Below are 16092 nucleotides of genomic sequence, written 5' to 3' on the forward strand. Positions count from 1 at the left end.
TTTTTAAAAAAAAAAATATTAAAATATAATAAAAAAAAAATAATACTTTATTTAAAAAAAAAAATATGAAATTAAAAATCGGAATTGTAATGGATTCCTTAAAAAAAATAAATATAAAAAAAGATTCAAGTATTGCAATACTAAACGAAGCACAAAAAAGAAAACATAAAATTTATTATATAAACATTGATAACTTATTTATAAAAAATAATAAATCTTATGCTGAAATACAAAAAATAAAATTAAATATAAAAAAAAAAAAATGGTTTATATTAAAAAAAAAAAAAGATATAATTTTAACAAAATTACATGTAATATTAATGAGAAAAGATCCTCCATTTAATATGAATTATATTTATTCAACATATATTCTTGAAATTGCAGAAAAAAAAGGTGTTTTAATAATTAATAAACCAAAAAACTTAAGAAATTATAATGAAAAAATATTTTCTTTACATTTTAAAAAAATAATAACTGATACATTAGTAACAAAAAAATATTCAAAAATAAAAAAATTTTTTAATATTCATAAAGATATAATTATCAAACCATTAAATGGAATGGGAGGAAGGTCAATTTTTAGAATAAAAAAAAATGATAATAATTATTCTGTAATTATTGAAAATATGACAAAATATGAAACTGTTTATTGTATGATTCAACGTTATTTACCTGAAATTAAAATGGGAGATAAAAGAATAATAATAATAAATGGTAAAATTATACCATGGTGTTTATCAAGAATTCCAAAAAAAGGTGAACATAGAGGAAATTTAGCAGTAGGTGGGGAAGGAAAAATAGAAAAAATAAATAAAAATGACTTAAAAATTTCAAAATACATAGCTCCTAAATTAAAAAAATTAGGTTTATTAATTGTTGGAATTGATATAATTGGAAATAAACTTACTGAAATAAATATAACCAGTCCAACTGGAATATGCGAAATACAAAAATATACTAAAATTTCTATAACAAAAATAATAATAAAAATGATAGAAAAAAAAATAAAAAAAAAAAAATATGATAATATTAGCATTTGATTACGGAACAAAAAAAATAGGAGTAGCTATAGGTCAAAAAATAACCAAAACAGCAAGACCATTAAAAAAAATAACATTTAAAAATAATAAAATTAAATGGATAAAAATATCAAAATTAATTAATGAATGGAAACCAAAAAAAATTATAATAGGTTTACCATTAACATTAAAAGGTAAAAAACAAAATATTACAATAATAACAAAAAATTTCGCAAAAAAAATAAAAAAAAAATATAATATAAAAATTATATTACACAATGAAATATTAACTACTAAATTAGCTAAATCTTATTTACTTAAAAAAAAAAAAAAAAAATATTTAAAAAATGATATTGATTCAATTGCAGCAGTTTTTATTTTAGAAAGTTGGTTTAAAAAAAAATATAATATATTATAAAAAAAAGAGAAATAAATATGAATTCTCTACCAAAATTAAGTTTATATATTCATATTCCATGGTGTGAAAAAAAATGTTTTTATTGTGATTTTCATTCTATAATTATAAATAAAAAATTAGAAAAAAAATATATAAAAAATATTATAAAAGATTTAGAAAATGATATCCCTTTAATATCTAAAAGATACATAAACACAATTTTTATAGGAGGAGGAACACCAACTTTATTAAAAACAAAATCAATAAAAATATTAATAAAAGAAATTAAAAAAAGAATAAAAATAACTAAAAAAGCAGAAATAACAATAGAATCAAATCCAAAAACCATTGAAATAAACAAAATAATAAAACTTAAAAAATATGGAATTAATAGAATTTCTTTAGGAATACAAACATTTAATAATAAAATATTAAAAAAATTAGGAAGAAACTATAAAAAAAAAGAATTAATCAATTCTATTAAAATTATTAAATCAATAAAAAAAATAAATATAAATTTTGATTTAATGTATGGTCTTCCATTTCAAAGTAAAAAAAATGCATTATTAGATATAAAAAAAGCAATAAGTTTTAAACCTAAACATATATCTTGGTATCAATTAAGCATAGAACCAAATACTTTTTTTTATAAATATCCACCAAAATTACCGAATGATAAAAAAATAATAAAAACATTTAAACAAGGAAAAAATATATTAAAAAAAAAAGGATACAAACAATATGAAATATCATCATATTCAAAAAAAAAATACAAATGTAAACATAATTTAAACTATTGGAACTTTGGAGATTATTTAGGAATTGGATCTGGAGCTCATAGTAAATTAACAAAAAAAAATGGAGATATTATAAGAATTCAAAAAAATAAAAATATTATTAATTATTTAAATGGAAAATATATTATTAAAAAAAAAAAAATATCAAATAAAAAAATACCATTTGAATATTTTATGAATAAATTCAGAATATTTAATAATATAAAATATAAAAATTTTTTTAAAAAAAAAAATATAAATATTAAAAAAATAGAAAAAAAAATTAAAAAAGCAGTTAAACTTGGTTTTATTATACATAAAAAAAAATATTTAAAAATAACAAAAAAAGGACATTTATTTTTAAATACATTATTATCAATATTTTTATAATTTTTTTTTAAAAAAAAAAAATAAAATAGGTATATATGTTTAAAAAAATAATATTTTCACAATTAATATTAAATTGGTACCATAAATTTGGAAGAAAAAAATTACCATGGAAAAAAAATAAAAATATTTATAATATTTGGATATCAGAAATAATGTTACAACAAACAAAAGTTAAAACTGTTATTCCATATTATAAAAAATTTATAAAAAAATATCCAAATTTTGAAAAATTATCAAAAATTTCTTTAAATAAAATTTTAAAAATATGGAAAGGATTAGGATATTATAATAGAGCAAAAAACATATATAAAACAATATTAATTATAAAAAATAAACACAATGGAATATTTCCTACAAATTTCATAGATTTAATAAATTTACCAGGAATAGGAAAAACAACAGCAGGAGCTATTTTATCATTATCATTAGATTATAGTTTTCCTATTTTAGATACAAATATAAAAAGAATATTAATAAGAATTAATAATTTTAAAATAAAAAAAATAAAAGAAAAAAAACTTTGGGAGCTTATAGAAAAATTAACTCCAATACATAACACTGGAAAATTTAATCAAGCAATGATGGATATTGGATCAAAAATTTGTACATTTAAAAAACCAAAATGTATCAATTGCCCTATAAAAAAAATATGTAAAACTTACAAAAATAAAAATATATAAATTCTTCTTTAAAAAAAAATAAATAAGGTTTTAAAAAAATGGTAAAAAAAATTTTTTGTTACTTTTTTAAAAAAAAACTAAAAAAAATGAAAAAAATTATTTATCCAGGAAAATTAGGAAAAAAAATATATAAAAATATATCAAAAAAAGCTTGGAAAAAATGGATAAATAAACAAACAAAAATAATAAACGAAAAAAAACTAAATACAAATAAAAAAAAAGATATAAAAATAATAGAAAAAAAAATGAAAAAATTTTTTTTTAAAAATTAAAAACTCCTCTGACTGGGATCGAACCAGTGACATACGGATTAACAGTCCGCCGTTCTACCAACTGAACTACAGAGGAATATTATATTATAATAACAAATTATATTTATAATGTCAAAAAAAAAAAAAAAAAAAAAAAAAAATATAATAAAACATTTCTGGATTAATTTTTAAAATTGTTTTACAATATATAAATTAACAAAAAAAAAAAAAAAAAAAAAAAAAAAAAAAAAAAAATAACAAAGGCCCCTTAGCTCAGTTGGTTAGAGCACGCGACTCATAATCGCTAGGTCGCTGGTTCAAATCCAGCAGGGGCCAAAAAAAATAAATATAAATAATATGAATAATTTTAAAAAAAAATTTATAAAATTTATTATTAAAAAAAAAGCATTAAAATTTGGAACATTTAAACTAAAATCTGGAAAAATAAGTCCATATTTTTTTAATTCTAGTGTTTTTAAAAAACCAAAAGATATTATAAAATTAAGTGAATTTTATACAAAAATAATAATTAATTCTAAAATAAAATTTAATTTATTATTTGGATTTTCTTATAAAGGAATACCGATTGTAATAAGTACAATAATTACATTATTTAAAAAATATAATATTAATATTCCTTATTGTTTTAATAGAAAAGAAAAAAAAAAACATGGAGAAAAAGGAAAATTAATAGGATCTTCTATTAAAAACAAAAAAATAATTATTTTAGATGATGTCCTTACCTCCGGTATTACAATACAAAAAAATATAAAAATTTTTAAAAAAAAAGCAAAAATTAATGCAATAATTGTAGCATTTGACAGACAAGAAAAAAAAAAAAATTCCATTATAAAAAAAATACAAAAAAAAATAAAAATAATAACAATAATTAATATTAACGATATAATAAAATATTTAAAAAAAAACAAAAAAATGAAAAAAGAACTAAAACTAATTATAAATTATAATAAAAAAAAATTAAATACAAGCTTTAAAACCAGGATTTAAAAAAGATTTTTTTAAAGAATAATCTAAATTTTTACCAGAAAAAGTTTTAATGCAACCTCCAGAAGCATTCAGTATAGATTCACCAGCAGCAGTATCCCAAATTCCTGTATTTCCATAACGTAAATAACATTTAGCTTTTCTTTCAGCAATTAAACAAAATTTCCAAGAAGAACCTAATTTTATTTTAGAATAATATTTATATTTTTTTAAATAAGTATCTATTTTTAAATCATAATGCGATCTACTAACAATAAAATTATTATTATTATAAATATTTTTTTTTATAACACTTTTACAACCTTGTACTTCTTTAAATAATTTTCCGAAATGAGAATAATATAAAGTTTTATAATATGGTATATAAATAACTCCAAAAAGAGGAATATTTTTTTTTATTAAACAAATATTAATAGTAAACTCAGGAATTTTATTAATAAATTCTTTTGTTCCATCTAAAGGATCAATTAACCAATAAGTATTCCAATTTTTACATAATTTAATATCTGGTAAATTTTCTTCAGATAATATAGGAAAATCAGGTGTTAATTTATATAATTCTTTAATAAGAAAATCATTAACATCATAATCTACCGAAGTAACAGGAGAATTATCAACTTTATAAAATATATTTTTTTTACTAATATTTTTATAATAATAAAAAAGTACAATAGATCCAGCTTCTTTAATTATTTTTAAAACTTTTTTTAACATATATTTCTCTTAAATAAAATAACATAAAAAATTATTTATTCTTAATATTTATTTTAAAAACAAATGAAATATCAATAGAAGGTTGAAAATATATTTCATAAACACCAAATTTACGAAAAGTTCCATTTGGTAAATGTAATTCTTTTTTATATATTAAAAATCCTAAAGAACAAATACATTTAACAATTTCTTTTATTCCAACCGAACCAAATAATTTACCCTTATGTCCTGATCTAAAAATAATAATTTCACCAAGATTTTTTAATCTTTTACATCTATTTAAATTTTTCAAATATTTTTTTTTTTGTATATTTTTAAATTCATATTCTTTTTTTTTATATTTTATTATATTTTTTTTATTTGCTAAACAAGCTTTTCCATTCGGAATTAAATAATTTCTTGCATAACCAGACTTTACTTTTATAATATTACCTATATTTCCTAAATTAAAAATTTTTTTTAATAAAATAATCTTCATAAATCCTCTTAAAAAAAAAAAAAAAAAAAAAAATTATTTATGATGATCAGTATATGGTAATAAAGCTAAATATCTTGCTATTTTAATTGCTTTTGATAATTTTCTTTGATATTTAGCTTTTGTCCCAGTTATTCTACTAGGAACAATTTTTCCATTTTCCGTAATATAATTTTTTAATAAAGAAATATCTTTATAATCTATTTCTTTTATCCCTTCTACAGTAAATCTACAAAACTTACGACGACGATAATAACGTATCATGAATTTAAAAAATCCTTATATTTAAATATAATCTTATTTTATAATATTAAATAATTTTAACATTTTTTTTTTTTTTTATAATTTTTTTATCATCTTTTATTTTTATCATAGGAGAAGTTTCAGTTATAATATTTTTAACTGAAATAATTATACTTCTTAAAATAGAAACATTAAACTTTAAATGTTTTCGTAAAATATCTATCATTTTTGGAAAAACTTCAATATTCATTAAAACATAATGAGCTTTATGAAGTTTTTTAATACAATAAGCTAATTGTCTACGACCCCAATCTTCTAATCTATGTATTTTTCCTTGTTTTTTTAAAATTAAATTACTATAAAATTGTATAATATTAGAAACTTTTTCACTACTATCAGGATGTATCATAAATATTATTTCATAATTTCTCATATATTTCCCTTTAAAATTTTATTTTAAAATAAATATCAAAAAAAATTTTTTATAATTTAAATAAAATTTTAAAATAAAATATTTATTTTTAAAAAAATATAAATTAATTAATTATCAAAATCAATAAAAATAATACTTTAAAAAAATTATTTTTTAAAAAAACTATAACGAACAATCGTATGACATCGATCTGGACCAGTAGAAATAATATCAATAGGTATATTAGTTAATTTTTCAATCAAAAAAATAAAATTTTTAGTTTCATTAGGTAAATCATCAAAATTTGATATTCCATAAGTAGAAACATTCCAACCTTTAATAATTTTATATATTGGTTTTTTATTTAAAATATTATTTTCAAAATTATCTAAAAATTTATTATTCTTATTTATTTTTTTATACCCTATACAAATTTTAATTTCTGGAAGATAATCTAAAACATCAATTTTTGTAAGACATAAAGAAGATAAAGAATTAATAAAAATAGATTTTCTTAAAGCAACAATATCTAACCATCCAATTCTTCTGCGCCTTCCAGTAGTAGAACCAGATTCTTTCCCTTTTAAATAAAAAAAATCATTTAAATCACCAAAAATCTCAGTTATAAAAGGACCATTTCCAACTCTAGTAACATAAGATTTAACAACACCTAATATATAATTTATATTTTTTGGTCCTATTCCAGTTCCAGTAAAAACCCCTCCAATAGTAGTATTAGAAGAAGTAACATAAGGATATGTTCCATGATCAATATCTAAAAATGTTCCTTGCGCTCCTTCAAAAATAATTTTTTTTTTTTTTTTAGAAATAATTTTATTTAAAAATTTTGTCGTATTTTTTAATATTTTTAAAAATATATCTTTTATATTATATAATTTATTTAATAACTTTTTAAAATTTACAGGTTTATCATTATAATAATTTATAAAATAATAATTATAATAATTTACTAATTCTTTTAAACGATATTTAAAAAAATCAAAATTTTTTAAATCTCCTATACGCAAACCTCTTCTTGCTATTTTATCTTCATAAGAAGGACCTATTCCTCTTCTAGTAGTTCCAATAATTATTTTATTTTTAAAATTCTCTCTAAGTTTATCCATTTTAACATGATATTTTAATACTAAAGGACAATATTTTGAAATAACTAAACGATCTAAAACTTTTATTTTTTTTTTTTTTAAAATATTAATTTCTTTAATTAAAGCAGTGGGAGAAACAACTACTCCATTTCCAATTATACCTATAATATTTTTATATAACAAACCAGAAGGAATTAAATGTAAAACTATTTTTTTTTTTTTTACTATTAAAGTATGACCAGCATTATTTCCTCCTTGATATCTAACAATATGAGTAGCATTTTTAGATAAAAAATCAATTATTTTTCCTTTTCCTTCATCTCCCCATTGAGTACCTAAAACTACCATAGTTTTACTCATAAAATTGCCTTATAATAATATTAAAATTATAAATAATAATATATATACTAAAAATTTATAAACCTCTTAATCTATTAATTTTATAAAATTTTTCATTTTTCATATTTAAAAAATTTAATATAGAATTTAAATCTAATTTTGAAAATTTATAATTTAAAATACCATAATCTATTATTTCTATACCTAAATTAGAAAAAATATTATCTTTTAAAAAAAATACATTTTTATTATTTTTTTTAAAATTATTTATAAAATATAAAAAACTATATTTTATATTTTTATTTTTATTTAAAAAATTTATTTTTTCAAGATCTTTTTTAAATTTTTTTTTTAAAAAAAAATCTAAATAATTAAAATACTCTTTAATATAAAAATTTTTAATAATTTTTCTAAACTTTATAAAAAATTCATATTGTAAATATCTTTCAAAATTTAATTTATTAAAATTATTATTTTTTTTATAAAAAACAGAAATATTATTAATTTTCCATGTTATATAAATATTTAAACTTAATAAAGAATTATTAATTAATATATAATAATTATCACTATTAGAATTTATATTTTTATTATAAATTTTTTCATATTTTAAAAAAATATTTTTTTTAAAATACAAACCAGGTTTTAAAATAATAATATTTCTTTTAGGAAACAAAAAAAAAGGATTATTAAAATAACAAATATCATAATTATTTTCTTTAACAATTATTAAAAAATAATAATAAAAAATTAAAAAAAAACTAATAAAAAAAAAAAAAATTTTATTCATAAAAAAAACTCAATATTTAAAAAAAATATATATATATTATATATTAACATTTTAAAATATATTTTACACTTATAATTTTTTTAATAGATTTATTTATATTCCCTGATTTTAACCAATAAATATTTTTCCAATTACGAAGCCAAGTCATTTGTTTTTTAGCTAATTGCATCGTTTCATTAATAGTATTATTAAACATCTCTAAAAAAGTTACTTCATTAGATAAATATTTCCACATTTGTTTATAACCGATACATTTAATAGAAGGTAAATTTTTATGCAAATCTCCTCTATTAAATAAAAATTCTACTTCTTTTTGAAAACCTAAAGAAATCATTTTTTTAAATCTTAATACTACACGTTTATATAACCAAGATTTATTTTTTGGTAAAATAGCAAATTGTATTATTGAATAAGGAAATTTTTTTTTAGATAATTTTAATAACTCACTAAATTTTTTTCCTGAAATATAATAAACTTCTAAAGCTCTTAATAATCTTCTATGATCATTTTTATGAATTTTTTTTGAAGAAGATGAATCAAAAATATTTAAATAAGAATGCAATTTTTGATTATTATTATTAATAAATTTTAAAATATTTTTCTGTATATAAACATTAGAAGAAGGTAATGGAGAAAAATTTTTCAATAAAGATTTATAATATAACATTGTTCCTCCAACTAACAATGGTATATAACCATCTTTTAAAATTTTTTTTATCTTTAATAAAACATTTTTTCTAAAAGAATAAACTGAATATCTTTCTTTTGGATCTAACATATCTATTAAAAAATGAGGATATTTTTTTTGTTTATTAATATTTAATTTTCCTGTTCCTATATTCATATATTTATAAATTAAACAAGAATCAACACTAATTATTTTAAAAGGTAAATATTTACATAATTCTATTGCTAATTTTGTTTTACCTGAAGCTGTAGGACCCATTAAAAAAAATATATAAGGTTTAATTTTAACATTTAAAAAATTCATATTACATTTCACTATAAAAAAAAACAAAATTTTTATTACGTAAAAAAATAAATAATTAATTAAAATTCCATTTTTTATATATATTAATTAATCCATTAGTAGAAGAATCAAAATTATCAACATAAGATTTATTTAACAATTTTAAAAAAATTTTATTAGCTAATATTTTACCTAACTCAACTCCCCATTGATCAAAACTATAAATATTTAAAATTATTCCTTGAGTAAAAATTTTATGTTCATACATACAAATTAATGCTCCTAATACATATGGAGTAATTTTTTTACATAAAATAGAATTTGTAGGTCGATTTCCTTCAAATGTTTTATAAATAATATTTTTATCAAAACAATTATTATTTATATTATTAATATTTTTATAATAAAAAGAATTTGAACCAAAAGCTAATGATTGCGTTTGAGCAAAAAAATTAGATAATAAAAAATTATGATGTGAATCTAAAGGATTATGAGACAAAGCAGGAGCAATAAAATCACAAGGTACAATTTTTGTTCCTTGATGCAATAATTGAAAAAAAGAATGTTGACTATTTGTTCCTGATTCACCCCAAATAATTGGACCAGTTTGCCAATTTACTTTATTTCCTTTTCTATCAAAACATTTACCGTTAGATTCCATATTTGCTTGCTGAAAATATGAAGAAAATCTATTCATATATTGATCATAAGGTAATATAGCTTCTGTTTCCATATTAAAAAAATTATTATACCAGATACTAATTAAAGCTAATAATACTGGAATATTTTTCTCAAAAGGAGTTTTTAAAAAATGCAAATCCATAGAATAAGCACCTTGTAAAAATTTTATAAAATTTTTATATCCTATTAATAACATAATAGATAATCCTACTGAAGACCATAAAGAATATCTTCCACCAACCCAATCCCAAAATTTAAAAATATTATCAATATCAATTCCAAATTTTAAAGGTTCAACATAATTTGTAGAAACTGCAAAAAAATGTTTTTTAAAATCTTTTTTTTTATTAGTATATTTTAAAAACCATTTTTTAATACTATTTGCATTTATAATAGTTTCTTGCGTAGTAAAAGTTTTAGAACAAATAATAAATATCGTTCTATCTGGAGAAATTTTTTTTAAAACTTCTAATACTTGTGTTGCATCAACATTAGAAACAAAATGAATTTTTAAATGATTATTATAAGGTTTTAATGATTCAATAACCATATTAGGTCCTAAATCTGATCCTCCAATACCAATATTTACTATATCTGTAATAAATTTATTAGTATAACCTAACCATTTTTTTTGAATAATTTTTTTTGAAAATATTTTCATTTTTCTTAAAACTTTTTTAATTTTTAAATAAACATTTTTTCCTTCATAAAATAAAGGTTTTTTATTAAAACTACGTAATGCAGTATGTAAAACTGCTCTATTTTCAGTTTTATTTATTTTTTTTCCATTAAAAAAATCAAATATAGCTTCTGATAAATAAGTTTCTTTAGTTAATTTTAATAATAATTTTAAAGTAATATCATTTATTCTATTTTTAGAAAAATCTACTAATATTTTATTTTCAAATAATAAAGAAAAATTATTAAATCTATTTTTATCATTAATAAACATTTCATTTAAATGAATATTTTTTATAATTTTATAATGTTTTTTTAATTGTTTCCATGATTTAGTATTTAAAGGATTAATATTCTTCATAAAATAATTCTTTCTTATTTTTAAAAATAATAAATATTTTAATATTATAAAATTATATATAATATAAAAAATAAAATATTAATTATTTTAAAAATAATATTATCATAAAATTATTTATAAAAATATTGGACAAAAAAGAAAATATTTGTTTTAATATAAAATATAAATATATCAATTATAAAAATAATGCGGGAATAGCTCAGTTGGTAGAGTGTAACCTTGCCAAGGTTAAGGTCGCGAGTTCGAACCTCGTTTCCCGCTATTAAAATAAAATTATAAAATTTTATATAATTTAATAATAAAAAAAAATTTAAATAAAAGATAAATTAAATTTTTTATTAAATTTTTCAACACGACCACCATTATCTAAAATTCTTTGTTTTCCAGTATAAAATGGATGACAATTACTACAAACATCCAGATAAATATTTTTAAAAATAGTTGATGAAATTTTTATTGAATTTCCACATGAACAAATAGCTATAATATTAAAATATTTAGGATGAATATTAGATTTCATAAAATATCTTTTTAAATATTTAAAATTAAATAAATATTATAAACAAAATAAATAAATTTATATATAATATTTTAATAATATTTTATAAATATATATTTATATATTAAATATTATTATAATNANATATTTAATATATAAAATTATTTTTTTTTATAAAGGAATTATTTTATGACAACAATATTAAGTGTTAGAATTAAAAAAAAAGTTGTTATTGGAGGAGATGGACAAGCAACATTAGGACATACAATAATGAAAAATAATGTTCAAAAAATAAGAACATTATATCATAATCAAATTATTGCAGGTTTTGCTGGTGGAACTGCAGATGCTTTTACGTTATTCGAATTATTTGAAAAAAAATTAGATATATACCAAGGTAAACTTACAAGAGCTGCAATAGAATTAGCAAAAGATTGGAGAACAGATAAAATATTAAGAAAATTAGAAGCTTTATTAGCTGTAGCAGATAAAGATACTTCATTAATTATATCTGGAAGTGGAGATGTTATAAAACCAGAAAATGATCTTATGGCAATAGGATCAGGAGGAGCTTATGCTCAAGCAGCAGCAAAAGCATTAATAGAAAATACACAATTAAGTGCAAATAATATTGTTAAAAAAGCATTAATAATAACTGCTGATATTTGTATATATACTAATAATATTTTTACTATAAAAGAAATAAATTCAGAAAAGTAAGGAATATTATATGTCTGAAATGACCCCTCGTGAAATTGTAAAAGAACTAAATAGATTTATTATTGGTCAAAAAAAAGCAAAAAGAACTGTTGCAATAGCATTAAGAAATAGATGGAGACGTATGCAATTAAATAAAAAAATAAGAAAAGAAATAATTCCAAAAAACATATTAATGATTGGACCAACAGGAGTAGGAAAAACAGAAATAGCAAGAAGATTAGCAAAATTAGCTAATGCTCCATTTATTAAAATAGAAGCAACAAAATTTACTGAAGTAGGTTATGTAGGTAAAGAAGTTGATTCTATTATTAGAGATTTAACTGATTCAGCATTAAAGATGATTAGAATAAAAAAAATAAAAGAAAATGAAAAAAAAGTTATAAAAATAGTAGAAAAAAGAATTTTAGATGTTTTAATACCTACCGCTAAAGATCATGAAAATAAAAATCAAAAAAGTGAAAGACCATTATCTACAATAAAAACTTTTAAAAAAAAATTAAGAAAAGGGGAATTAGACGAAAAAAAAATTGAAATAAATGTAATTTCTGCCCCTATGGGAGTAGAAATTATGGCTCCTCCAGGAATGGAAGAATTAACTAATCAATTACAATCTTTATTTCAAAATTTAGGAAATCAAAAAAAAAAAACAAGAAAATTAAAAATAAAAGATGCAATAAAATTATTAAAAGAAGAAGAAGCAATAAAATTAATTAATTTAGATGAATTAAAAAAAGAAGCAATAAAATTAGTAGAACAAAATGGAATAGTTTTTATAGACGAAATTGACAAAATATGTAAAAGAGGAGGAACATCTCATGGACCAGACATTTCTAGAGAAGGGGTACAAAGAGATTTATTACCTTTAATTGAAGGTTGTGAAATTTCTACTAAACATGGAACAGTAAAAACAGATCATATATTATTTATAGCTTCTGGAGCATTTCAAATTTCTTCCCCAAAAGATTTAATTCCAGAATTACAAGGAAGATTACCAATTAGAGTAGAATTAAAAGCATTAACAATAAATGATTTTAAAAAAATACTTACCGAACCAAAAATATCTATGACAATTCAATATCAATATCTTATGAAAACAGAAGGAGTAAAAATAAGTTTTACAAAAGATGGAATAAAAAGAATTGCTGAAGCAGCATGGAATGTAAATGAATCAACAGAAAATATAGGAGCAAGAAGATTATATACAATATTAGAACAATTAATGGAAAATATATCATTTAAAGCTAGCGAAAATCATGGTTTAAATTTAGTTATTGATTCTAAATATGTAATTCAATATTTAAATGATATGACATGTAAAGAAAATTATAATAAATTTATTTTATAAAATTAAAATAATTGCCTATTTTCATTAAAAAAAAATAGGCAAAATTTAAAATTTTTTTTTAAAAAAAAATATAAAATATTTTATAAATAAGGAAATATATGAATGATTGGGTTAAAGCAGAAGTTATAAAATTTAAAAAATGGTCTAATAATATATTTAGTATTTTTTTAAATGCAAAAATTAAACCATTTATAGCGGGACAATTTGCAAAAATATTAATTATTTTAAATAAAAAAAAAATAATTAGAGCATATTCTTATGTAAATTCTCCAGAAAATAAAATTTTAGAATTTTATATTATTATTATTAAACATGGAATAATGAGTAATTATTTATCAAAATTAAATATTAAAGATAAAATAATGATAAAAAAAAATTCTTTTGGATATTTTACAATTAAAAATATTCCAAAATGTAAAGACTTATGGATGTTATCCACTGGAACTGGAATAGGTCCTTATTTATCAATTTTATCTAAAAAAAAAAAAATTAAAAAATTTAAAAAAATAATTTTAATTCATTCAATAAAATATTTAAAAAATTTACATTATTTACATATAATAAAAAAAATAAAAAAAATATACAAAAAAAAAATAATAATAAAGATAACTTTAACTCGTGAAAAAAAAAAAAATTTTTTACATGGTCGTTTAACAAAATTACTAAAAAATGGAACATTAGAAAAAAAAATTAAAAAAAAAATAAATAATAAAAAATCACATATTATGTTATGCGGAAATCCTAATATGATAAAAAATATTTGTGAAATTTTAAAAAAAAAAAAAAAAATGTATAAAAAATCAAAAAATAAAAAAGGAAATATTACTACAGAAAGTTATTGGTAAAAATTAATTTTAAAATAATAGAGCATACAAAATTATGTAATGCTCTATCCTTACATAAAATTTTAAATAAATAAATCTATTTTACAAAAAATAAATGTTGTAAAATTGGCTCATTAATTTTAGATATAATCATTACCGAACGAACCCCAAAAGAATTATAAGAATTTTTTGAAGAATCTATTTTTGAATTTAATTTTGTAATATCAGTAATCAATATTTTAAATGAATTTTTATCTATTTGATTAATTTCACAATTTATAATTGAATTTTTACTTTTAAATTTTAATAATTCTGGATGTATTTTAAATAAATTTAAATAAGGTTGTAATAAAATAGATTTATTAACATAAGTAGAAATTAATTGTTGCGATTGTAAATCAGGTATAAATTCTCTAAATCTATCTAAACGATTTTGCTTATTATTATTAATTAATTTTTTTCCATTAATAATTATATCTAAATTTTTTAAATCATTTAAAAAATTAGGATTTAAAGATTTAGTTTTACTTAAATATTTAAAACTATAATCTAAATCTTCACTTTTATTAAAATTTGTAATAGATTTATCTAATAAAAGAGATATTTTCCAAGGAGTTTTATCAGAAAAATCTTTATTTCCAAAAGATAAAATATCAGATAAAATTGGAGAAGATTCATATTTAGTAAATACATTACTTGTATCATCTATTTCATCATTTTCAATATTTTCTTCATTTAATAAATTTTCTTTATTAATTTTTTTATTTAAATTAACTAATTTTTTAATTTTATCAATAATTTCATCATCAGAAATATATAATGAATCATTAGTTAAATTTTTTCCATATACTTTGGATTCTATTGAATCTGGTAAAGAAGAAATATCTAAATTATTAGATACTCCATTATTAATTATATTATCATCATAACCAACTTTTATATCTTGATCAAATGTATACATTGGCATAGATGATGTATCATCTATATATTTTTCATGAAAAAAATCATTTTTTTTGATATTTTCAAATATTTCATTATTATCATTTTTTTTTGTTTCAAAATTTTTATATTTTGAATAAATATCTAAATTAATATCATTTTTATTTAAAACAAAAGAATCACAATTTAAATTCTTATTTGTATATAATGATAAATTTTCATCTTTATAAATATTGTTTTTTTTATGAAAATTATTTTCAATTCTATTTTTAATATTAATTAAAATATCATTTTCTTTATCCGCCACTAGAATAGATGACATAGTTTTACATCCTCTTGTGTTTATAAATTAAATCTTTTTTATTTTTTTTATTCATAATATTTTGTCTCTTTTAAATGTTATTAGAATTTATAAATAATATATAATATATAAAATATAATATATAATATTAATTAATATAATTAAAATATACCATAG

Annotated in this window: 18 protein-coding genes, 3 tRNA genes and 1 pseudogene; 11 read left to right on the plus strand and 11 right to left on the minus strand. The window is 17.8% G+C overall.

Annotated elements, in window-relative coordinates:
• Positions 1 to 65 precede the first annotated feature (65 nt).
• The 5 genes and pseudogenes from gshB (at position 66) to RJT27_RS01855 (ending at position 3534) form a co-directional block, all read left to right on the plus strand.
• Positions 66 to 1040, plus strand: coding sequence for a glutathione synthase (gshB, locus tag RJT27_RS01835; protein WP_343189428.1), 975 nt, complete (start codon positions 66 to 68; stop codon positions 1038 to 1040).
• Entirely contained in the window at positions 1021 to 1437 is a 417-nt protein-coding gene (gene ruvX, locus RJT27_RS01840) for a Holliday junction resolvase RuvX (RefSeq protein WP_343189429.1), read from the plus strand. Before gshB ends, ruvX begins: the two co-directional genes overlap by 20 nt.
• A 17-nt stretch (positions 1438 to 1454) precedes the next feature.
• A complete protein-coding gene (hemW, locus tag RJT27_RS01845) occupies positions 1455 to 2582 on the plus strand; it encodes a radical SAM family heme chaperone HemW (RefSeq protein ID WP_343189430.1) in 1128 nt (375 codons plus the stop codon).
• Positions 2583 to 2617: 35 nt separating this feature from the next.
• Positions 2618 to 3235 (plus strand): annotated as a pseudogene (locus RJT27_RS01850) (A/G-specific adenine glycosylase); the annotation flags it as partial.
• A gap of 65 nt (positions 3236 to 3300) precedes the next feature.
• A complete protein-coding gene (locus RJT27_RS01855) occupies positions 3301 to 3534 on the plus strand; it encodes an oxidative damage protection protein (protein WP_343189431.1) in 234 nt (77 codons plus the stop codon).
• 3 nt (positions 3535 to 3537) lie between these two features.
• Here RJT27_RS01855 and RJT27_RS01860 read toward each other — a convergent pair.
• Positions 3538 to 3610 (minus strand) — tRNA-Asn (locus RJT27_RS01860).
• Between the two features lie 165 nt (positions 3611 to 3775).
• Here RJT27_RS01860 and RJT27_RS01865 point away from each other — a divergent pair.
• A tRNA-Ile gene (locus RJT27_RS01865) sits at positions 3776 to 3849 on the plus strand.
• Between the two features lie 21 nt (positions 3850 to 3870).
• On the plus strand, positions 3871 to 4521 hold the full coding sequence (pyrE, locus tag RJT27_RS01870) for an orotate phosphoribosyltransferase (RefSeq protein WP_343189432.1): 651 nt from the start codon (positions 3871 to 3873) through the stop codon (positions 4519 to 4521).
• Here the strand turns inward: pyrE and cysQ are convergent.
• From cysQ to pgi, 8 genes are all read right to left on the minus strand, one after another.
• Positions 4492 to 5232 (minus strand): 3'(2'),5'-bisphosphate nucleotidase CysQ, encoded by a 741-nt coding sequence (gene cysQ, locus RJT27_RS01875; RefSeq protein WP_343189433.1) that lies wholly within the window; start codon positions 5230 to 5232, stop codon positions 4492 to 4494. The two genes, pyrE and cysQ, sit on opposite strands and share 30 nt — an antisense overlap.
• 31 nt (positions 5233 to 5263) lie before the next feature.
• A complete protein-coding gene (gene rplI / locus RJT27_RS01880; protein ID WP_343189434.1) occupies positions 5264 to 5710 on the minus strand; it encodes a 50S ribosomal protein L9 in 447 nt (148 codons plus the stop codon).
• Between the two features lie 33 nt (positions 5711 to 5743).
• Positions 5744 to 5971, minus strand: a complete 228-nt coding sequence (gene rpsR / locus RJT27_RS01885; protein WP_343189435.1) for a 30S ribosomal protein S18 — start codon at positions 5969 to 5971, stop codon at positions 5744 to 5746.
• A gap of 46 nt (positions 5972 to 6017) precedes the next feature.
• Positions 6018 to 6383, minus strand: a complete 366-nt coding sequence (rpsF, locus tag RJT27_RS01890; protein WP_343189436.1) for a 30S ribosomal protein S6 — start codon at positions 6381 to 6383, stop codon at positions 6018 to 6020.
• Positions 6384 to 6529: 146 nt separating this feature from the next.
• Positions 6530 to 7828, minus strand: a complete 1299-nt coding sequence (locus RJT27_RS01895) for an adenylosuccinate synthase (protein ID WP_343189437.1) — start codon at positions 7826 to 7828, stop codon at positions 6530 to 6532.
• Positions 7829 to 7883: 55 nt separating this feature from the next.
• Positions 7884 to 8597, minus strand: coding sequence for a hypothetical protein (locus RJT27_RS01900; RefSeq protein WP_343189438.1), 714 nt, complete (start codon positions 8595 to 8597; stop codon positions 7884 to 7886).
• A 43-nt stretch (positions 8598 to 8640) separates the two neighbouring features.
• Positions 8641 to 9543 (minus strand): tRNA (adenosine(37)-N6)-dimethylallyltransferase MiaA, encoded by a 903-nt coding sequence (miaA, locus tag RJT27_RS01905; protein WP_343189641.1) that lies wholly within the window; start codon positions 9541 to 9543, stop codon positions 8641 to 8643.
• A 100-nt stretch (positions 9544 to 9643) separates the two neighbouring features.
• Complete coding sequence (gene pgi / locus RJT27_RS01910; RefSeq protein WP_343189439.1) at positions 9644 to 11287, minus strand: glucose-6-phosphate isomerase; 1644 nt, start codon at positions 11285 to 11287, stop codon at positions 9644 to 9646.
• Positions 11288 to 11475: 188 nt separating this feature from the next.
• On the opposite strand from pgi, the gene RJT27_RS01915 reads away from it, so the two are divergent.
• Positions 11476 to 11548 (plus strand) — tRNA-Gly (locus tag RJT27_RS01915).
• Between the two features lie 49 nt (positions 11549 to 11597).
• Here the strand turns inward: RJT27_RS01915 and rpmE are convergent.
• Positions 11598 to 11807 carry a 50S ribosomal protein L31 gene (gene rpmE, locus RJT27_RS01920; protein WP_343189440.1) on the minus strand — a complete coding sequence of 70 codons (210 nt, stop codon included), beginning with the start codon at positions 11805 to 11807 and terminating at the stop codon, positions 11598 to 11600.
• A 168-nt stretch (positions 11808 to 11975) separates the two neighbouring features.
• Here rpmE and hslV point away from each other — a divergent pair, with 168 nt between their 5' ends.
• From hslV to RJT27_RS01935, 3 genes are all read left to right on the plus strand, one after another.
• Positions 11976 to 12506, plus strand: a complete 531-nt coding sequence (gene hslV / locus RJT27_RS01925) for an ATP-dependent protease subunit HslV (RefSeq protein WP_343189441.1) — start codon at positions 11976 to 11978, stop codon at positions 12504 to 12506.
• A gap of 10 nt (positions 12507 to 12516) precedes the next feature.
• A complete protein-coding gene (gene hslU, locus RJT27_RS01930) occupies positions 12517 to 13851 on the plus strand; it encodes an ATP-dependent protease ATPase subunit HslU (protein WP_343189442.1) in 1335 nt (444 codons plus the stop codon).
• Positions 13852 to 13949: 98 nt separating this feature from the next.
• Positions 13950 to 14696: an FAD-binding oxidoreductase gene (locus RJT27_RS01935; RefSeq protein ID WP_343189443.1), complete on the plus strand. Its 747-nt coding sequence runs from the start codon at positions 13950 to 13952 to the stop codon at positions 14694 to 14696.
• A 76-nt stretch (positions 14697 to 14772) separates the two neighbouring features.
• Here the strand turns inward: RJT27_RS01935 and RJT27_RS01940 are convergent, their stop codons facing one another.
• The gene (locus tag RJT27_RS01940) at positions 14773 to 15936 is read right to left on the minus strand and encodes a hypothetical protein (protein ID WP_343189444.1); all 1164 of its coding nucleotides are present in this window, start codon (positions 15934 to 15936) and stop codon (positions 14773 to 14775) included.
• Positions 15937 to 16092 lie beyond the last annotated feature (156 nt).

The sequence above is a fragment of the Buchnera aphidicola (Greenidea ficicola) genome, assembly GCF_039386055.1.
In the GTDB taxonomy this organism is placed as follows: Bacteria; Pseudomonadota; Gammaproteobacteria; order Enterobacterales; family Enterobacteriaceae; genus Buchnera_K; species Buchnera_K aphidicola_A.